21 protein-coding genes and 1 pseudogene are annotated in these 16,724 nt (G+C 57.3%); 14 read left to right on the top strand and 8 right to left on the bottom strand.

From position 1 onward, the window contains the following. Positions 1-175 precede the first annotated feature (175 nt). Together OIU19_RS07985 and OIU19_RS07980 are read left to right on the top strand one after the other, a co-directional pair. Positions 176-409: a PLD nuclease N-terminal domain-containing protein gene (locus OIU19_RS07985; protein ID WP_264234565.1), complete on the top strand. Its 234-nt coding sequence runs from the start codon at positions 176-178 to the stop codon at positions 407-409. A gap of 34 nt (positions 410-443) precedes the next feature. Then, positions 444-746: pseudogene (locus tag OIU19_RS07980) on the top strand (short-chain dehydrogenase); the annotation flags it as partial. Positions 747-1,194: 448 nt separating this feature from the next. Here the strand turns inward: OIU19_RS07980 and OIU19_RS07975 are convergent. Together OIU19_RS07975 and OIU19_RS07970 are read right to left on the bottom strand one after the other, a co-directional pair. After that, complete coding sequence (locus OIU19_RS07975) at positions 1,195-1,581, bottom strand: cupin domain-containing protein (protein ID WP_264234564.1); 387 nt, start codon at positions 1,579-1,581, stop codon at positions 1,195-1,197. A gap of 73 nt (positions 1,582-1,654) precedes the next feature. Further along, positions 1,655-2,479: an AraC family transcriptional regulator gene (locus tag OIU19_RS07970; protein ID WP_264234563.1), complete on the bottom strand. Its 825-nt coding sequence runs from the start codon at positions 2,477-2,479 to the stop codon at positions 1,655-1,657. Between the two features lie 322 nt (positions 2,480-2,801). Here OIU19_RS07970 and OIU19_RS07965 point away from each other — a divergent pair, with 322 nt between their 5' ends. Beyond that, positions 2,802-3,281, top strand: a complete 480-nt coding sequence (locus tag OIU19_RS07965; protein WP_023532684.1) for a carboxymuconolactone decarboxylase family protein — start codon at positions 2,802-2,804, stop codon at positions 3,279-3,281. Here OIU19_RS07965 and OIU19_RS07960 read toward each other — a convergent pair. Next, positions 3,274-4,710 (bottom strand): PLP-dependent aminotransferase family protein, encoded by a 1,437-nt coding sequence (locus OIU19_RS07960; protein ID WP_033728313.1) that lies wholly within the window; start codon positions 4,708-4,710, stop codon positions 3,274-3,276. The two genes, OIU19_RS07965 and OIU19_RS07960, sit on opposite strands and share 8 nt — an antisense overlap. A 90-nt stretch (positions 4,711-4,800) precedes the next feature. Here OIU19_RS07960 and OIU19_RS07955 point away from each other — a divergent pair, with 90 nt between their 5' ends. The 4 genes from OIU19_RS07955 to OIU19_RS07940 all read left to right on the top strand — a co-directional run bounded on the left by OIU19_RS07955 (position 4,801) and on the right by OIU19_RS07940 (position 7,810). Further along, positions 4,801-5,283: a GNAT family N-acetyltransferase gene (locus tag OIU19_RS07955; RefSeq protein WP_023532427.1), complete on the top strand. Its 483-nt coding sequence runs from the start codon at positions 4,801-4,803 to the stop codon at positions 5,281-5,283. A 30-nt stretch (positions 5,284-5,313) separates the two neighbouring features. Next, positions 5,314-5,991, top strand: a complete 678-nt coding sequence (locus OIU19_RS07950) for an FMN-dependent NADH-azoreductase (RefSeq protein WP_264234562.1) — start codon at positions 5,314-5,316, stop codon at positions 5,989-5,991. A 110-nt stretch (positions 5,992-6,101) separates the two neighbouring features. Next, positions 6,102-6,551: a carboxymuconolactone decarboxylase family protein gene (locus tag OIU19_RS07945; protein WP_023532827.1), complete on the top strand. Its 450-nt coding sequence runs from the start codon at positions 6,102-6,104 to the stop codon at positions 6,549-6,551. Positions 6,552-6,823: 272 nt separating this feature from the next. Further along, positions 6,824-7,810 carry a LysR family transcriptional regulator gene (locus OIU19_RS07940; protein WP_177408881.1) on the top strand — a complete coding sequence of 329 codons (987 nt, stop codon included), beginning with the start codon at positions 6,824-6,826 and terminating at the stop codon, positions 7,808-7,810. A 19-nt stretch (positions 7,811-7,829) separates the two neighbouring features. Here the strand turns inward: OIU19_RS07940 and OIU19_RS07935 are convergent, their stop codons facing one another. Further along, positions 7,830-8,291: a RidA family protein gene (locus tag OIU19_RS07935; protein ID WP_058133611.1), complete on the bottom strand. Its 462-nt coding sequence runs from the start codon at positions 8,289-8,291 to the stop codon at positions 7,830-7,832. Positions 8,292-8,499: 208 nt separating this feature from the next. Between OIU19_RS07935 and OIU19_RS07930 the strand changes: the two genes are divergently transcribed. The 3 genes from OIU19_RS07930 to trbK all read left to right on the top strand — a co-directional run bounded on the left by OIU19_RS07930 (position 8,500) and on the right by trbK (position 10,278). After that, positions 8,500-9,186 (top strand): hydrolase, encoded by a 687-nt coding sequence (locus OIU19_RS07930; protein ID WP_084296595.1) that lies wholly within the window; start codon positions 8,500-8,502, stop codon positions 9,184-9,186. A gap of 167 nt (positions 9,187-9,353) precedes the next feature. Further along, entirely contained in the window at positions 9,354-9,734 is a 381-nt protein-coding gene (locus OIU19_RS07925) for a helix-turn-helix domain-containing protein (RefSeq protein WP_089230371.1), read from the top strand. 298 nt (positions 9,735-10,032) lie between these two features. Beyond that, positions 10,033-10,278, top strand: a complete 246-nt coding sequence (trbK, locus tag OIU19_RS07920) for an entry exclusion lipoprotein TrbK (RefSeq protein WP_264234561.1) — start codon at positions 10,033-10,035, stop codon at positions 10,276-10,278. Positions 10,279-10,344: 66 nt separating this feature from the next. On the opposite strand, the gene OIU19_RS07915 is transcribed toward trbK, so the two are convergent. Together OIU19_RS07915 and OIU19_RS07910 are read right to left on the bottom strand one after the other, a co-directional pair. Continuing rightward, complete coding sequence (locus OIU19_RS07915) at positions 10,345-10,557, bottom strand: hypothetical protein (RefSeq protein WP_264234560.1); 213 nt, start codon at positions 10,555-10,557, stop codon at positions 10,345-10,347. Between the two features lie 384 nt (positions 10,558-10,941). After that, the gene (locus OIU19_RS07910) at positions 10,942-11,856 is read right to left on the bottom strand and encodes an AraC family transcriptional regulator (protein WP_264234559.1); all 915 of its coding nucleotides are present in this window, start codon (positions 11,854-11,856) and stop codon (positions 10,942-10,944) included. 253 nt (positions 11,857-12,109) lie between these two features. Between OIU19_RS07910 and OIU19_RS07905 the strand changes: the two genes are divergently transcribed. The 3 genes from OIU19_RS07905 (at position 12,110) to OIU19_RS07895 (ending at position 14,239) form a co-directional block, all read left to right on the top strand. Beyond that, positions 12,110-12,847 carry an SDR family oxidoreductase gene (locus tag OIU19_RS07905; protein WP_264234558.1) on the top strand — a complete coding sequence of 246 codons (738 nt, stop codon included), beginning with the start codon at positions 12,110-12,112 and terminating at the stop codon, positions 12,845-12,847. A 27-nt stretch (positions 12,848-12,874) separates the two neighbouring features. Continuing rightward, positions 12,875-13,129, top strand: a complete 255-nt coding sequence (locus OIU19_RS07900; RefSeq protein ID WP_264234557.1) for an Atu4866 domain-containing protein — start codon at positions 12,875-12,877, stop codon at positions 13,127-13,129. 207 nt (positions 13,130-13,336) lie between these two features. Then, positions 13,337-14,239, top strand: coding sequence for an AraC family transcriptional regulator (locus OIU19_RS07895; RefSeq protein WP_264234556.1), 903 nt, complete (start codon positions 13,337-13,339; stop codon positions 14,237-14,239). A 14-nt stretch (positions 14,240-14,253) separates the two neighbouring features. Here OIU19_RS07895 and OIU19_RS07890 read toward each other — a convergent pair whose 3' ends face one another. Both OIU19_RS07890 and OIU19_RS07885 read right to left on the bottom strand, forming a co-directional pair. Beyond that, positions 14,254-14,811: a flavin reductase family protein gene (locus OIU19_RS07890; protein WP_264234555.1), complete on the bottom strand. Its 558-nt coding sequence runs from the start codon at positions 14,809-14,811 to the stop codon at positions 14,254-14,256. A gap of 79 nt (positions 14,812-14,890) precedes the next feature. Next, a complete protein-coding gene (locus OIU19_RS07885; RefSeq protein ID WP_027609281.1) occupies positions 14,891-15,652 on the bottom strand; it encodes an SDR family NAD(P)-dependent oxidoreductase in 762 nt (253 codons plus the stop codon). Between the two features lie 500 nt (positions 15,653-16,152). Here OIU19_RS07885 and OIU19_RS07880 point away from each other — a divergent pair, with 500 nt between their 5' ends. Next, the gene (locus tag OIU19_RS07880; protein WP_264234554.1) at positions 16,153-16,692 is read left to right on the top strand and encodes a type 1 glutamine amidotransferase domain-containing protein; all 540 of its coding nucleotides are present in this window, start codon (positions 16,153-16,155) and stop codon (positions 16,690-16,692) included. The last annotated feature ends 32 nt before the right edge of the window (positions 16,693-16,724 follow it).

Genomic DNA, 16,724 nt, shown 5'->3' with positions numbered 1-16,724 from the left:
TGAGGCGGGCGTTTGGAACCTCGTGTGAACTTTCACTGGTTTGCACTGGCCTTCCGTTCAGGGGGCGCGAGTTACCAAGCGTCTGGCGAAGGCACAGGTTCCGCGCTCAGCCCGCTGCACGCAGCTTCAGGCCGCAAGCAGTCCCAGTAACGCCACGCTCATAGGAGATCAACTGATGAACGATCTTGCCATGTACTACTGGATTGCCGTCGCGGCAATTGTCTTGCTCGTTGACCTGTGGGCCATCGTCAGTGTGTTCAGAAGCGACAAATCCGATGCGACCAAAGCGCTCTGGGCCTTGGTGATTCTCGCGCTGCCCCTGGTTGGCCTGGGTATCTGGGGTATCGCCGGCCCACGCGGGATCAAACGCGGCACCGGACCGACTTCGGATGAACACAGCAAGGGCTGAACAATGTCTGCCGCCTACTGAAGAGGGGTGCACCATGCTCGATAAAGCGACCGGTATGAAACCAGGGGAGCGCTACTGCGTCGATAACATCGAGCGCACCCATCAGTTTCCGGGGTTCTTCCTAGACGGCAAGTACTACCTGGGGCCCGAGCTGCTGACCGCTGTGGGCTGGCTCGAAGGTAGGCAGTTCATCTACGACAGCTTGGATGCCCAGGGAGACCCGGTTTTTCCTGATCGGATAGCCGGGACCCTCGACGACCTGAAGCTGACCCTGATAGATGGAACGCGCCTTGATCTTTCAAGGATCGAGGCCCGTGCCACGCTGGCGAGTCAGACTACCCACGACCCATCGCAGCGTGAGCCGGAAAACCGGCTGACGCACTGCCAAGAGCAAGATTCAAGTGTCCTGGGCGGGTGGCCAAACCCTAAAAGCAAGGCACCACTCATGATCGGCGCGGCACTGCTGGGGCTCGTCGCTGGGCTGTTCATCAGACGCGTGCAACGCAAACAGCGGTAGCGCGCTGACCGCTCGGGCGTTGCCCAGGCACTTTGCCAGCTACCGTTGCAAGCGCTGGGGCAGATACTGACAGCGCTAGGTAAATCCGACGTGGACCAGTAGAGCGCCCTGACGGCTTATCGATTCTGGGTGTTGAGTGCCGCGGCTTACCTCGATCCGAGGCGGTGCCAGTCTTGACCTGCTCATCGACATGGGCATGACACGGCCCGTCTCGGATAGGTGTCCGCCTCACGCCCTGATGAGGCTAGCCACTGCTGTCGATGTCGACTCAGATCCAGACGTCATTCAGCGCTGTTCGCTTCCCGCCTTCGTGACCGGTATTCAACACGCCTCGCGGCTCGATCATCATCAGTTTTGTTTCCGTCTGTGCCGCCGTTCTGTGCTCAACACCACGTGGTACGACATACAATTCGCCTGGTTTCACATGAACGCAGCCCTCGGGGAGATCGATGCGCAAGAGGCCTTCGAGCACAAGAAAAGCTTCATCGGTTTCCGGGTGTGAATGCCAGATAAATTCACCTTCGATGCGTACCACCTTGAATTGGTAGTCGTTCATTTCCGCGACGACCCTTGGACTCCATTGCTGCTCGATCAAAGACGCTTTATGAGTCAGGTTCACAGGCTGTGCTGTCAATTGTTGATGCATGCTGGACATAGCTGATCCTCTCTAAATTGGAGTGACCAGCGTATCGAACGGGAAGCGCGCTGTTCTTGTACGATCCTGTAACTTAGCGAACAGTGCGTAAGCGTTCCAGCCAACGCAGAGGCGGCACGCCGTAGGTGCGCGTGAAGTGCCGGGTCATGTGGCTCTGATCGTGAAAGCCCGCGGCGAGGGCGGCATCGACCAGTGTGAAGCCATCCAGAATCAGTCTGCGGAAACAGTCCAAGCGCCTTAGCGTGACAAAACGGTATGGGCTGGTGCCATAGAGGGCCCGGAAGTCTCGCGACAAGCTCCATTGCTCACGCCCACTCGCCTGTTCGAGCATCTCCAGCGTAATGCCCACGTGAAGATGCTCCATGATGAACGCCCTGGCGCGCTCGGCAGAGCGGTAATCCAGACGTTTGCGGCCACGCGGCTTGCCGCCTACTGCACGAAGCGCCATTGCCAAGTCATAAACGGCGTCCTGTTCCTCTAGTGTTTCCAGAGGATGATCCAGTGCCTGCACGAAAGCCTCGCTGGCGTGGTACAAGCGCGGGTCGCAGGATACTCCGCCAGCAATGAACGGCAGCGCTTCTCCCCCGAGAACGTTCTGTATCAGCGACGGGTCGATGTAGGCCATCCGGTAGCGAAAACCCACATCCGTGCCAGCCATGCCGTCATGCACTTCGTCGGGATGCAGCACAAGCGTGTTGCCTGGCACGCCGTGGCACAGCGCGCCCTTGTAATGAAAGCTCTGAACGCCGGCAAGGGTACGGCCTATCGAATAGGTATCGTGCCGATGCGGGTCGTAGCCATGGCCGCCAAACCATGCTTCGATGCGCTCTACACTGCCAGGTGTTGTGCTTCGTATGACCCAATCAGTGGTGGCTGACGAGATTGCTTTTCGCTCCATGGATTGCTCACTGCTCGTGCGCCATTTTGAGTGTGAATAGTCCACCCTATTTCAGGATTACGCGAGCACCCAATCCATTTCCGCTTCCCTTTGGATCGATAGCTGCCGTTCGCGACAGACCGCTATCGACCCATTGCGGCCATTCGCGGAGGGCAATGAACGGCCTATAGCGCCCCTTCGACCATACCGCTCGATGGGTGTTCATGGCGTACTTCGATACAGACATGGCCTAGTTCGAAGCTACCATCTTGGCCCTGTGGGGCTATTCCAAGCGTTGCTACAGTGGGCTCCAACAAACTCCACCCACTGCGAGCAACGCCCCATGAACAACCGCCTTGATTACTTCAAGCTGTCTCCCCAAGCGTCCAACAAACTGGTGGAACTCACCCTACAACTGAGCAAGAAACCGCCACTGGCCGATCTTGCCCACCTGATCATGTTGCGCGCTTCGCAGCTCAACGGCTGTGCGTTCTGCGTGGATATGCATGTGAAAGAGGCCAAGATCCATGGCGAGCGCGAGCTGCGTCTTCACCACGTGGCCGTATGGCGTGAGTCAGGGCTGTTTTCGCCAGTAGAGCGGGCGGCGCTGGAGTGGACTGAAGCCCTAACCCAACTGCCGCCTCATGGTATCTCCAACAGCCTGTATGCGAGTGCGCTTGAGCAGTTTTCCGAGCAGGAGCTGTCGGATTTGTCGTTCCTAATCGTCGCCATCAATGGCTGGAATCGCCTCAATGTGGCCTTCCAGGCGATCCCCGGCTCGTCCGATGAGCTGTTCGGCCTGAACAAGGCCAACCTCAACTGAGTAACTTGCTGATCAACGCGCCAAGCTGCTCGCCTGGAGCCGTCGTGGCGCAGTTGGTAAAACTCAGGAGCAGACCTGACTGACGCTGCGATGACGCAGCCCAGCGCGACAACGCTTGTACCGACATACCCCTGGCCAGCACCTGCTCGGCCAGGGCGGTGTCGCTTACGTCCTCCGGCAAACGCAGTACTAAGTGCATGCCGCCTGGCGAGCGTTCCACCTGCAGACCCTTCGGCAAACTCCGGTCCAGTGCTTCGATGGTCAATGCCCGTCGCTCGTTGTAGAGGCGGCGCATGCGTTGGATATGCCGAGCGAAGTGTCCCTCGGCAACGAACTCCGCCACCAAAGCCTGGGTAATTGACGGTGACCCGGCAGCAAACAAGGCCCGGCCGACGCGCTCGAACGCTGCCACCTGCGCCTGCGGCACCACCAGATAAGCCAGGCGAATACCGGGAAACAGCACCTTGCTGAAGGTGCCGGCATACAGCACGCGCCCATGGCGATCCAAGCTGGCCAGCGCTGGAAGTGGACGGCTGACGTAGCGGTACTCGCCGTCGTAATCGTCCTCGACAATCCAGCCACCGGTGCGGGCAGCCCAATCGAGTAGCAGTTGCCGGCGTGGCAGCGACAGTGCCATCGACAGCGGGCTCTGATGCCCTGGTGTCACCATGACGACCTGAGCAGTCCGAGAACCCGCGATGGCGTGTTCTACGTTCATGCCTTCGGCATCAACCGGCACCGCTTCCAGGTCCAGGCCGAACTGGCGAAGCACCTGGCGCGTAGTGGGATAGCCCGGGTCTTCCACCCAGGCGCACTCGCCTGGCTGCAACAGGGTATGTGCGACTAAGGACAGGCTATTGCGCCAACCGCTGGTGATAAACACCTGATGGGCACCGCAATCGATACCTCGGGACACCTGCAGATACGAAGCAATGGCGCTGCGCAACGCTGCCAGGCCGTGGGGTGCCGGATAGTCCAGATCTCCAAGACGCATCCCACGGAGATACCGAGCACCGAGACGCGCCCATATCTTGCGCGGAAATGCATCCAGCGCCGGTACCCCCATCTGGAACGGCAACAGCTGCGGTGGACGCCAGAGCGAATCAGGTGCGTCTTCGATCACTTGGCTGCTGACTGGTAATGCGGTGGCCTCCGACACGGGCTTCTGCAGTTCAGGATTGATTACGGTGCCTTTCTGCCCGAGCGCCAGGAGGTAACCCTCGCTGGCCAGCAGCGAATAGGCCAATTCGACGGTGCCACGGGCCACCCCCAGCTCCTTGGCCATGGCGCGCGCCGACGGCAAGCGGTCACCGGGGGACAACGTGCCTGCGGCAACGGCGGCCAGTACGCGGTCGTACAGTTGACGATACAGAGGCAAGGCAGACTGCTCTTCCAAGGGAGCAAAAGGCGGCTTAGGGGAGGTCATCATGGCCTAGTTCATATCCCATTTCTTGGCTCAATCAAGTGGGTCAATGGTAGTCCAATATAGCGCCATCACCTACTCATGAGGGCAACTCCCATGACATCCCCTTTGCACAACTTCATACCCAGCGTGCTCGACCTGGCCGACACGTCCCTGCGCCCCCTGGACAGCACCCATGACCTCTGCAGCGCATTCCCGGTAATGCAGCAATTGCGCCCTCATCTGACGAGCGAAGCTGACTTCGTCAGCCGCATCGAGCGTATGCGCGTTGAAGGCTATCGCCTGATTGGTGCTTATGACTTAGGCGTTCTTGTGGCACTGGCTGGTTACCGCTTACAGGAAAACCTGGTCTACGGCGCATTCCTGTATGTCGATGACCTTGTAACCGCCGAGGCTCAGCGGGGAGGTCAGTGGGGCTCGCGCTTATTGCAAGCCTTGGAGCGACTGGCCCGCGCCAGCGGTTGTGCACGCCTGGTGCTCGACACGGGTTTGGCCAACGCCCGCGCGCAACGCTTCTACTTCCGTGAAGGCTTGTTGACGGGTGCACTGCGCTTTCAGAAACAGTTCGATACGCCATAACCCGCACGCACATCCAAGGAGGCGAACCTCATGACATCGTCACAACAGCCACTTGCTCCTTTGCGCATTCTTCGCCTGGTCGCCAGCCCCAATGCAGAGGATTCGGAAAGTCTGAAACTGTCCCAGCAGATCCTGTTTGCCTTGGCCAGTCAGGCCGGCAGAAGGGGTATCCAGTTGACCAATTTAGACCTCAACTCCTTGGCCCCAGTCGATGCGCCTTACGCCCAGGCGTTAGCCAATCAGCGCGTAGTCATAGCAAGCGGTCAGGAGGGTACGTTGAGCCGTTCCGACGAGTTGATCGACCAACTGCAGGCATGCGACGTACTGCTGATTGCCACGCCGATGCACAACTACAGCGTGCCCGCCCCACTCAAGATGTGGATCGACCAGGTGGTACGCGTGGGCAAAACGTTTCTGGGCACCGCCAAAGGCAAAGTCGGATCGCTGACGGATCGTCCGGTTTACGTCGCAATAGCTTGCGGGGGCTACATCAGCGGCCAGCATGCCCGTCAACCCGACTTTCTGCGACCCTACCTGTCCGCCGTCCTCGCCACCATCGGTCTCAATCACGTGTACTACTTCACCGTTGAAGGTACCGCCAAGGGTGTGGAGTCACTGAATACTGGGAGGGAAACAGGGTACGGTGAGGTGCAGACGTTCTTTGGTAGGGATAGCCATGGTGTGGATCAAGTCTGCAGCCCGCTTTAAGAACATCATCGAATTCAAGCGTATAGGTTTGCACATTAGCTGGGCGGTGTGCCGTCAAGCGGCAATCCGCATGTCACCCTCTTCATTGCTCAAAGACAGGAAAAGAAGTCATGAGTCGACTCAATTGGTTTGAAGCTTCGCCTGGTGCAGCCAAGGCCCTTGGCGGGCTGCATCATTTCGTGACCACCGCGACAAATTTGCCAGCCCCGTTGATTCACCTCGTGTTTCTCAGGGTGTCTCAAATCAACGGCTGCGCCCATTGCATCGATCTGCACTCACGCGATCTGATCAAAGCAGGTATTTCAGTGGACAAAGTGCTGTTAGTACCGGTATGGCATGAAGCGCACTATTTGTTCTCGGATCAGGAGCGCTCAGCATTGGCCTGGGCAGAAGAAGTCACGCGGGTAAGCGAGACACATGTATCCGACGAAGCTTACGCAGCAGCATCGGCAATGTTTGCCGAAAAGGACCTTGTCGACCTGACAGCGGCCATTGCCGCAATGAACGCTTTTAACCGTATGGGCGTCAGCTTCCGACTCAAACCTGCCGCTAAAACGTGATGACCTATGACTCAACATGCAAACGCAGTACTTCAGAGACCGCCCTAGTATTGCCTACAGTCTGTTTCAGGCCTTTGCGGCCCCTTCTGAACGACGGGTATGAGCCGAAAGCAGTCTCTGACGGACGTCCGCAATGGGTCGAAGGCGGACGCTCGCGATTGACTGCGTTCAAAATAAGCTGGCATATGTCTCGGATTGAATGAGTGTGACTTACTCCCAGAATGGTGGGCAGACTAATCCCCTTCTCGTATCATTGCTCCTCCTCATCTGGAATGATTTTCGTGAATCCTTCACCTGGAAGTGTCTCGCCGATCCAATCGAATTCTAATGGACCGAAATGGGATGCCGGAGAAGCTGTAAGCCAGCTTTCCTGGGACGACTTGCGTATCATCAAAACGCTGAGTGACTGTAGCAACCGCGCGGCCACGGCCAAGAAGCTCGGCATCAATGTGTCCACCGTCTCGCGCCGGGTCGCGCAGGTTGAGAAGACGCTTGGGGTCGCGCTGTTCGATCATCGTAAGGCGGGGTATCTTCTGACTGCCGAGGGTGCCGAACTGCGTGCACTGGCCGAGCGCGTTGAACTGGACATCGTCAGTGTCACCCGCAGGGTTTCTCGCGCCGGCCAAGGCCCGCTGGGGAAACTGCGAATCACCACCAGCGACTCGCTGCTGCTGTACTTTCTAACGCCTATCATCGCGGACTTCAAAGCCCTCAATGAGGGGATCACCGTTGAGGTATTAGTCGGCAACCAGACGTTGAGTTTGGCGAGGGACGAGTCGGACATTGCGATACGTGCGACCAAAAAACCGGCAGATACCCTAGTGGGTCGCAAGCTCGCCAACATCGCCTGGGCGCCGTATCGCAGCGTCAAGCAGGCAGCGATTGCCGACCCCTTCGCTGAGGGGCAGTCGTGGGTATCCTACTCGGGAGGCCTGTGCGGATTGAAGGCAACGAGCTACGTCGAATGTCGGGTGCCCTCTGAGTTCATCTCCTACCGCACCGATTCCGTGGCGGCTGCGAGCGCGGCTATTGCAGCAGGTCTCGGTTTTGGCTTCCTCCCCTGCATGCTGGGCGACATTACCCCAGGATTGGTTCGGGCAGGCCAAGTAGTTCAGGAGCTTCAGGATGAGCTATGGTTGCTTACCCACCAGGACATCAGGAAATCCTGGCGGGTGAAAGCATTCATGACGTTCTGCGCCGCTGCCGTGGCCGACCTCAAACCGCTGGTCGAAGGTCAGCAGGCCATCCCGGTTTCATAGCGGAAACCGGGAGCACCGTTCATTTGGCGTGGGCGCCGATGACAGCTCGACACACGATCTCAATCAGCTGGGGACGCTGGGCGAGCCGCGATACACCAATGATATTGCTGGCCGCCTGCGGGCGTTCTGTGCCGTAAGCTGCCTTACGCACCTTGCCGACGACCGCAAAAGCAGCGTCCATGTCCAGCACATACAGCGTTTCCTCAACGACATCCTGCATCGTGGCGCCATACAGGGCGAGCAACTTGGCAATGTTGTCGTAGGAAACCCGCATCTGTTCGCCCATTGACGAAAAATCGCTCGGACGACCGTCAGCATCCAGTGGCGCCGGCGCTACCAGGTTGCCTTCTTCGTCATGGTTGAACTGCCCCGAGATGAAAATCTCGTTCCCGACTCGCCGCGCCTGCGGATAGCCGTAGCCCTCTTCCCATGGAACGCCCCAGTAGGCGGTGTCGTCGTTGAAAGGTCGTGAAGCGGCCATTGGATTCTCCTTGGCGAAAAATGGATCGACGTGATCCGACTGGCCGAGATCCTAGCACCGGATTGGACGCTACCTGTGGTGCAGTTATGCTCCCTCAAGAGTGCAAAAATGCGCCACCGTTTCGCTGAGTGTTTCGCTATCTTGTGCTGGCACTCGGCGACAACCCGCCGGGGAAACTCTCGCCACCGTTCAACAAAAGGGAAGAACAATGAGCAATCCACACACTGAAGTCCTCACCCCGCTCAACAGCCAACTGATCTTCATCGATCAGCAACCGCAGATGGCTTTTGGCGTACAAAGCATTGACCGGCAGACGTTGAAGAACAATACCGTGGGCCTGGCCAAAGCAGCCAAGATCTTCAATGTCCCCACCATCTTCACCACGGTCGAAACCGAGAGTTTCTCCGGCCATACCTACCCCGAACTGCTCGCGGTATTCCCTGATGCGCCGTTGCTGGAGCGCACCTCCATGAACTCCTGGGACGACCAGAAGGTTCGCGACGCGCTGAAAAAGAACGGTCGGAACAAGATCATTGTTTCGGGCCTGTGGACTGAGGTCTGCAACACCACCTTCGCACTGTCCGCCATGCACGATGCGGGCTACGAGATCTACATGGTTGCCGACGCTTCCGGCGGCACGACCAAGGAAGCACACGACTACGCCATGCAGCGCATGATCCAGGCGGGCGTAGTGCCAGTAACCTGGCAACAGGTGCTGCTGGAGTGGCAGCGCGACTGGAAAAACCGCGACACCTACGATGCGGTCATGGAACTGGTCAAAGAGCATTCGGGTGCCTACGGCATGGGCGTCGACTACGCCTACACCATGGTGCACAAAGCGCCAGAGCGTGTTCAGCACGGCCCTACCTTGGCGCCCGAGGCCGCATCGATCTGAGACCTGATCAGCCCCAAAGTTGATTTTATGCTCAACAAGCGGGGCCGGAACGAACCGATCCGGGCGATCAGTCATGACGGAGTGCTTGAAGCTTCAGAAGATGCTTCACCGAATAGTGCCGCCCGGATCAATTCATCTTCAGATTTTTTCAGGACGAATTGATCTCCATGAACAGTGCTAAAGGCATCGTTATAGCCTACGTCGCGATTAAGTCGACGGGGCGGCTTAAACCATGGCAAGTCAAAACGGCCAAGCAGCTGATGTTGGATCATCTGGATATCGGCATTTCGGTCACCGCACTTGCGGAAGCATGCGGACTGTCGCGCAGCTATTTCTCGCGCAGGTTCAAGGAATCCACACAGGTCTCTCCTCAGCAGTGGTTGCGTGAGCAGCGGCTGAGGAAGAGTAAAGAACTGCTAGAGACATCGACGATGATGCTCGCCGAGATCGCCCTAGAGTGCGGCTTCTACGATCAGCCACATTTCTGCCGAGCGTTTATGAAATCCGAAGGCCTAACGCCTCAGGCATGGCAGCAACAGGTGGCTTAGCCGGAACTGTGTGCCGCTAAATTCGGCGTGTACTGCCTTCGTAGATTTCGCTCGCTAGCTCTCCTTTCCGGCATAGGTGGGGTACTAAGGTACTACGGCTCTCCAAGACAATTTCCTGAAGGACCGCTATGGGTCGTTAGCAGCCATTCGCTATAGACCGCTTACGACCCAAAACGGCCGTTGGTGTATGGCGAGAGAAATCTTCGAAGCTGGAGTTTCACGTCCCCACGCTTTAGGCTACCGCCGGGCTCGAGGGAGCCCACCACCAAGCTAAACGCAATGACCTAAGGTTCACAATATGGATATCAAATTGGCTCGGCTGGGTGCAGCCATGGGATTAGTCATGATTTTGGCAGCTTGCTCAGAGGAAAAAGTGCCCGAGCCGACAGCAGACAACTGTGCTCCAAAGATGTTCGAAATGAATCTGGCGAGCTTATCGAAAGAATCGAACCGTAACGAGTTCATCGCAAATTGCAAGAGTTTCCTCGCCGCGAAGAAGATGACCGAATGGGAATTCAAGAAAAGCCCAGAAGACAATTTCTGAGAACCTAGCCTGACAAGCCACATCGCCAATAAGGAGCCTACGGGCTCCTTATTCTTCGGATCGCGCTCAGCGGGCTTTTTGCCCAGCACCGCCGTTCTCGGATGGCTCCAGATCATCGCACTTATCGATCAGGTCTTCCGTCTTCTTGCCATCTGGTAGCTTCTCCCAGTACTCAGGAGTGCAATGTTCTTCTGACACTGAATAATCAGGCTCACCGGCCGCCATGGCGAAACCTGAAGCAAGCGCAGCGGTGAGAAAAATTACAGATTTGGTTGTCATAAAGTTCATTCCTTTGAGATGGCCGGGTGTTATAGCAAAACTTCCTTCGGTTCACAAAAGCGTCTGTCCGCTACCTTGGTGGTCTGCTATGTGGAGTGCCTGCCATTCAAGGCCGCCCCCTACCACTTCAGAGGAGGCAGCGTTCCAAAGCTCTGGTCAGTACCGGCCTCATCGCGGGCGAGAGTATCAGCAGTCTTCAAGCATGCGCTGGACCTATGGGAGCCGCGCTTGCCGACGATGGGCCGCGAAGCCGCTTCGTTTACAGAGGTTCGCTATGGGTCGAAAGCAGCCACCCGCGAACGGCAGTTTTCGACCCAGAGCGGCCGATGAGGCGCCTCAGCTCATTCTGATCGACGTCCGCCATCAGGTGTTTTAAGCAGCGTTTTACCCGAGAGACCGAAGCTTCGCGATATCTCGGCTCGGTGGAGCCCCAAACATCCGGCTGTATTCACGGCTGAACTGAGACGGACTTTCATAGCCCACTTTGAACCCGGCTGTAGACACATCCAAACCCTCTGAGATCATCAACCTGCGTGCATGCTGGAGGCGAAGTTGTTTTTGATACTGCAAAGGACTCATTGCGGTGACAGCCTTGAATCGATGGTGAAGCGCGGAGTTACTCAAATTGACATAGCTCGCTAGCTCATCAATGTGCAACGGCTGTGAATAATTGTTGTTCAGCCACTCAATGGCCCGAGTGACGCGATGGGTCTGGCTATCGGTTATGGCTATCTCATGTAAACGCTGACCCTGTTGGCCTTTGAGCAGTCGGTAGAAAATTTCTCTCAGTGCTAGCGGCGCCAACGCTGGGATATCCGATGGCACATCCAACAGACGTACCAGTCGCAGCACTGCATCGAGCAAAGCGCTATCGATCTTATCCAGATATAGCCCTCGGTGGGGCTGTTGGCCCGGCACGCCGATAGGACTCACGTCTGCAATCAGCTGAGCGATTTCTGCCGGATCGATATCCAGGCGGATGCAGAAATAGGGCTTTTCTGGGGATGCCTCTGTCACCTGACCCGCTAGAGGCAGAGTTACCGAGACGACCAGATAGTTCAAAGGGTCATAGACATAGCTTTCTTCCCACAACTGCACCTGTTTACGCCCCTGCACAATGATGCATAGCCCCGGCTTATGTACAGTGTGGATCACATCGGTTGGAGTATCACTGCGTATGAAATGCAGCGGAGCAATTCCCGTCTGAAACACGCCGTAGGTCGGAGCGTAACGATGCATGGTTGATGCTAGTTCGGCCCTCAGACGCGTCAGTTCCTCGTCCCTCTCATCCACTGCCATTCCCTCCCGTCAAGCTGTTTCTATTGCAAAGAATAAGTTGCTCGGCAGCCTCTTGGGTAGATGCTTAATGGACACCCTTCAAATGCCCTCGACACCCAGCGTAAGTGCATTACGCTCAACGCCGACCGCTCACGCAGGATCGTGCATGTTGCCAGCAGGAATCGGATAACCCAGCCCAGCCCAGGCTTCTTACTCTTGCTTCACCACCTACGTACCGGAGGTGGCCACTAAAGCCAGAGACAGGAGTATGAAAATGCACGGCATCGAACAAAAAGTCATCGTGATCACTGGTGCCAGCAGTGGTATCGGCGAAGCAACAGCCCGCCTGCTTGCCAGCAAAGGCGCTCGCGTGGTCTTGGGCGCCCGCCGTACCGATCGCCTGGAAACGTTGGCCATGGAGATTCGTTCAGCAGGCGGTATCGCTGATGTCCTGGCGCTAGATGTCACCAACCTGGATAGCATGCAGTCCTTCATCGACTTCGCTGTCCAATTGCACGGACGCATCGACGTTCTAATCAACAATGCCGGCGTCATGCCGCTTTCGAAACTCGAAGCGCTCAAGGTCGATGAGTGGAATCGGATGATCGATGTGAACATTCGCGGCGTGCTGCACGGCATTGCCGCAACGCTGCCAGTCATGCAACAACAGCGCGCCGGTCAGATCATCAATATTGCCTCCATTGGAGCCTACGCTGTGAGCCCGACCGCTGCGGTGTACTGCGCTACCAAATATGCCGTACGGGCCATTTCCGAGGGCTTGCGCCAGGAGGTGGGCGGTGACATCCGGGTCACCGTCATTGCCCCAGGCGTCACCGAGTCAGAACTGGCCGACAGCATTTCCGATGAGGGCGGACGTGCCGAGATGCGCGAGTTCCGCAAGATCGCGATTCCAGCCTCGGCGATTGCCCGGGCGATCGCCTACGCCGTGGATCAGCCTGCGGATGTCGATGTCAGTGAGCTGATCGTGCGTCCAACCGCAAGTCCATTCTGAATGTCCGCTCGACAGCGAGGAAATGCCATGGGTGAACCACTTGGAGATCAGGACAAATACGTTGGCATGTGGGTGACGGCTGATGGTCGCATTCGCCATGAGCTCCTGCCGGGCGGCCGCTATGACGAAGCCCGCGGAGGGCACCAAAGCGCGTACCAAGGTCGATACTGGCTAGAGGGTGATCACATCGAGTATGTCGATGACACCGGGTTTACTGCCGACGGGGAGTTTCGCAGCAACGTGCTGTATCACGCAGGGATGATTCTCTATCCCGAGCGTTGAGGGGCCGGCCGGAATGGAGACATTCCGGCTTTTTTTCGACCTTTACCTTTCAGAACACGCATCCAGAGCGGGTTCTTTACATCCCCTACGGCTCCGCGAACGGCCTTCACTGTTGAAAGCCTAGGCTTGAACTTCAAGTCCACCCTGTGAGCCCAATGCCCGAGATGGCTCGTTTGAGCAGGGGTACTGACTGAGGTGACGATTCCCATGGATGTCATAGAGCGGACTTCAGCCCATGGTTTGGAAGCATACATTCGGGGTGAGCGGCTTGCCGCCTCGGACGTTCTGGCCGATCGGGATATGTTGGTGCAGATCTTTAACCGGGAGCGTAAGGAAGAGCGCTTTATCGTGCCCGCCGTAGCTGAGCCCTTGCTCGTGTGGATCATCTCCGGGAATGCTGCCGTTCAGGAGCGTGAACTTGACGGCGACTGGCAATGTAGCCAGGTGTCCAAAGGTGATTTCTTCTTGACTACCTCGGCACAGCCTTACGAGATGCGCTGGAACGTAGACGGCGTAGAACCCTTTGCAGTCATGCATATCTACCTCGGCATCCCGCTTTTGGAAAAAGCCATCCATGAAGTCTTGGGCGGGTCTGTGGAAGCGGTTCGACTACGTGAAGTCTCAGGCGGGCGTGACGATGGGTTGTCCGTTCTACTGGAGCAAGTTCGCCTGGAACTGACGGGGCACAGGGCTAGCCCTCTTTATCTTCAGGGGCTGGCCCAGTGCATCGCCATTCACCTTGCGCGCAGCTACCTGGACAGCTCAGCGGACGATATCGTGCACTGCAATGCATTGCCTGCTTACAAGCTGCGCCGTGTGCTGTCGGCGATGGAGGCGAATCTGGCTGAGGAATTCAATCTCGGGCACTTGGCCGAAATAGCTGGGATGAGTGAGTACCACTTCAGCCGGCTGTTCAAAAAAGCCGCTGGTTATTCCCCGTCGCAGTTCTTTATCAGACTGAGGATGGCAAAAGCCCGGCAGCTCCTGATCGAAACGGACCGGAGCGTGATCGATATAGGCTTGGAGATCGGATACAGCAGCCCAAGCCATTTTTCGCAGGTGTTCAAACGTGAGGTTGGCGTCACGCCCACTCAATACCGTAAAGAGTGAGTGGGCCACGCCAGTCAGAGGTTCTGGGGACGGAATTGCTGGCGAAAGTCCAAGGTTTCCCCCGCGACCATGAATTGACCGCCTCCCCTGTAGTGCAGCGTTCTAGGCTGCTCGACCGAGCGATCTACGTGCGCTTTGACGACTTCCCAGATGAACAGACCGTACTCGTCGATCAGCTTAGCGTCATACAGCTGGCATTCGAAGCTGGCATAACACTCGGCTATCAGCGGCGCTTCAACCCGCGTCGCAGCTGTCGGGGTGAGACCGAATTGGCCAAACTTGTCCACGGCACTGCCCGTATTGTTGCCCACCGCGACCACTTGGTCCGCCAGCTCCAGGGTGGGTACGTTGATCACGCATTGCTGGCTGTTGCGGATCAGTTCGTAGCTATGGTTCCCCGACCAGATGTAGCAGCCAAAAAGGGCTGGATCGAATTGCATCATCATGTGCCAGCCCATGGTCATGATGTTACTTTCGCCGTTCCAGGCTGAGGTCACGAGCACGATGGGCCCGGTTTCCAGATGCTGACGAACGTCGATCAGAGGGTAGTCGGATTTTCGAAGTGCGGTCATGACGGCTCCGTTGAACAGGTCTGGTAGCAAGAAAACGCGTTGTGCTGCCCATGCAGCACAACGCGGACGAGGCAAAGGATTAACCTACCGGGACGCTCATGCCGCCATCGGCCATGACCACCGAACCGACAATAAAGCTGGCGCGCTCGGAAGCCAGGAAAGAGACTATCTCGGCGATCTCTTCCGGTGCTGCAGCTCGACCGATCGGCGCGGACTTACCATGCTCTTGCAGGAACCCACGACCGTCTTCCATGAAGTGGTTCAACAGGTTGGTCACCACATCCCCCACGCCAATGGCATTGACCCGAATGCCGTGTTCAATCGCTTCCAGCGCCTGAGTACGCGTCAACTGAGCCAAAGCACCTTTGGACGCGGTATAGGCCGCGATACCTGGGAATGCAAAGTAAGACGCGTACGAGGCGATATTCACGATCGCGCCGCTCTTGTTCTTCATCATCTCCTTCATCGCCTCTCGGGAGTGAAGAAACGCACCTGTCACGTTGGTTTGCATCTGCCATTCCCAATCTTCGCGGGTCATTTCGACCAAGGGCTTGTACAGAATACGTCCGGCGTTATTGACCAGGACGTCCAGCTTGCCGAACTTTTCCACCGCCAGCGCCACCGCTTGCTCGGCAGAGCCGTCAACGGTGATATCGGCGACGAACGGAACCAGGCCGGGACGCTCAAGCGCGTTGACTTTCGGGTCGATATCCTCGGCAATGACTTTCGCTCCACGGCTATGAAGGAGCTCGGCGATAGCCTTCCCGATGCCGCTAGCCGCGCCGGTTACCAGCACCACTTTGCCTGCCACTTCGTTTGGGGTTGGGATGAAGTCAGTCATTTTGATGTCTCCAAGTCAGGAATTGGTTGTCGCTTTCGACGGTGCCAATTTCTCTCTTTTTGACATTCGACTCCTTGGCGACCTTGCTTTGCCTATCGGAGTTTTGCTTCTTTCATGCACTGGGCAGCGTGCTAGCCCGCCATCATCAATCTGCGGCGATGCTAAGCCCGCCAACCCCACTCAAGGCGACCGGATGGACATACCGTCTCGACTCATCATCCATGAATCCAGGCACTGGATTGTCAACCATTGGAACTGTCGACCGTCGCCACCGGCATCCTCAACATGGACCTGTTCCTCAACACGTTAGCCCTGTTGATGGAAACGCCTGTCGAGCAGACCGCTGAACACACTGCCTGAACACACGGGGCGCAGGGCTCAACGGCCTGCGCTACACATCATCATTCGCTTAAGCCTGGACCGTTCGGGTTTTGCACATGAACTTTGCCCGGTGCTGATGGGCCTCCTACTTCAGGTCTACTGATAAAGGAGCTACCCCCATGAGTGCACAATTGAACGGTAAGCGCGTGGCGTTTCTGGTCACCGACGGGTTCGAACAGGTGGAACTGACCGGCCCGCGCGAAGCCCTGGAACAAAACGGCGCGGTCGTCGACATTCTGAGTGACAAGCCAGGTACGGTCCGCGGCTGGAATCATGACAAGCCCGCTGACCCGTTCACGGTAGATGCCACATTCGACAACGCCCAGCTCGACCTGTACGACGCGCTGGTGCTGCCAGGCGGGGTGCAGAACTCCGACACGATCCGGTTGATCCCCGGCGCGCAAAAACTGGTGAAAAGCCATGACTCAGCCGGCAGACCGCTGGCGGTGATCTGTCACGGCGCATGGCTGCTGGTGTCCAGTGGCCTGGCCAAGGGCAAGCGCATGACCAGCTACAAAACCTTGCAAGACGATATTCGCAATGCCGGTGGCATCTGGGTCGACGAGCAGGTGGTGGTCGATGGCAACCTGATCAGCAGCCGCCAACCTGATGATATTCCGGCCTTCAATGAGCAGTTGATCAAGGCCTTGGCAGGCTGATTTTTACTCTTCCAACGAATACCACTGCAGGA

The organism is Pseudomonas sp. BT-42-2 (genome assembly GCF_025847435.2).
Lineage (GTDB): Bacteria > Pseudomonadota > Gammaproteobacteria > Pseudomonadales > Pseudomonadaceae > Aquipseudomonas > Aquipseudomonas urmiensis.
This window is presented reverse-complemented; position numbering and strand designations above follow the sequence as displayed.

Bases quoted from the DNA above. Each gene is read 5' to 3' on its own strand.
- OIU19_RS07890 (WP_264234555.1), bottom strand. From the start codon at position 14,811: ATGACCGCACTTCGAAAATCCGACTACCCTCTGATCGACGTTCGTCAG.
- OIU19_RS07915 (WP_264234560.1), bottom strand. From the start codon at position 10,557: ATGACAACCAAATCTGTAATTTTTCTCACCGCTGCGCTTGCTTCAGGT.
- OIU19_RS07950 (WP_264234562.1), top strand. From the start codon at position 5,314: ATGACATCGTCACAACAGCCACTTGCTCCTTTGCGCATTCTTCGCCTG.
- OIU19_RS07965 (WP_023532684.1), top strand. From the start codon at position 2,802: ATGAACAACCGCCTTGATTACTTCAAGCTGTCTCCCCAAGCGTCCAAC.
- OIU19_RS07945 (WP_023532827.1), top strand. From the start codon at position 6,102: ATGAGTCGACTCAATTGGTTTGAAGCTTCGCCTGGTGCAGCCAAGGCC.
- OIU19_RS07955 (WP_023532427.1), top strand. From the start codon at position 4,801: ATGACATCCCCTTTGCACAACTTCATACCCAGCGTGCTCGACCTGGCC.
- OIU19_RS07970 (WP_264234563.1), bottom strand. From the start codon at position 2,479: ATGGAGCGAAAAGCAATCTCGTCAGCCACCACTGATTGGGTCATACGA.
- OIU19_RS07905 (WP_264234558.1), top strand. From the start codon at position 12,110: ATGCACGGCATCGAACAAAAAGTCATCGTGATCACTGGTGCCAGCAGT.
- OIU19_RS07985 (WP_264234565.1), top strand. From the start codon at position 176: ATGAACGATCTTGCCATGTACTACTGGATTGCCGTCGCGGCAATTGTC.
- OIU19_RS07940 (WP_177408881.1), top strand. From the start codon at position 6,824: ATGATTTTCGTGAATCCTTCACCTGGAAGTGTCTCGCCGATCCAATCG.
- OIU19_RS07925 (WP_089230371.1), top strand. From the start codon at position 9,354: ATGAACAGTGCTAAAGGCATCGTTATAGCCTACGTCGCGATTAAGTCG.
- OIU19_RS07885 (WP_027609281.1), bottom strand. From the start codon at position 15,652: ATGACTGACTTCATCCCAACCCCAAACGAAGTGGCAGGCAAAGTGGTG.
- OIU19_RS07975 (WP_264234564.1), bottom strand. From the start codon at position 1,581: ATGTCCAGCATGCATCAACAATTGACAGCACAGCCTGTGAACCTGACT.
- OIU19_RS07930 (WP_084296595.1), top strand. From the start codon at position 8,500: ATGAGCAATCCACACACTGAAGTCCTCACCCCGCTCAACAGCCAACTG.
- OIU19_RS07935 (WP_058133611.1), bottom strand. From the start codon at position 8,291: ATGGCCGCTTCACGACCTTTCAACGACGACACCGCCTACTGGGGCGTT.
- OIU19_RS07880 (WP_264234554.1), top strand. From the start codon at position 16,153: ATGAGTGCACAATTGAACGGTAAGCGCGTGGCGTTTCTGGTCACCGAC.
- OIU19_RS07900 (WP_264234557.1), top strand. From the start codon at position 12,875: ATGGGTGAACCACTTGGAGATCAGGACAAATACGTTGGCATGTGGGTG.
- OIU19_RS07895 (WP_264234556.1), top strand. From the start codon at position 13,337: ATGGATGTCATAGAGCGGACTTCAGCCCATGGTTTGGAAGCATACATT.
- trbK (WP_264234561.1), top strand. From the start codon at position 10,033: ATGGATATCAAATTGGCTCGGCTGGGTGCAGCCATGGGATTAGTCATG.
- OIU19_RS07910 (WP_264234559.1), bottom strand. From the start codon at position 11,856: ATGGCAGTGGATGAGAGGGACGAGGAACTGACGCGTCTGAGGGCCGAA.
- OIU19_RS07960 (WP_033728313.1), bottom strand. From the start codon at position 4,710: ATGATGACCTCCCCTAAGCCGCCTTTTGCTCCCTTGGAAGAGCAGTCT.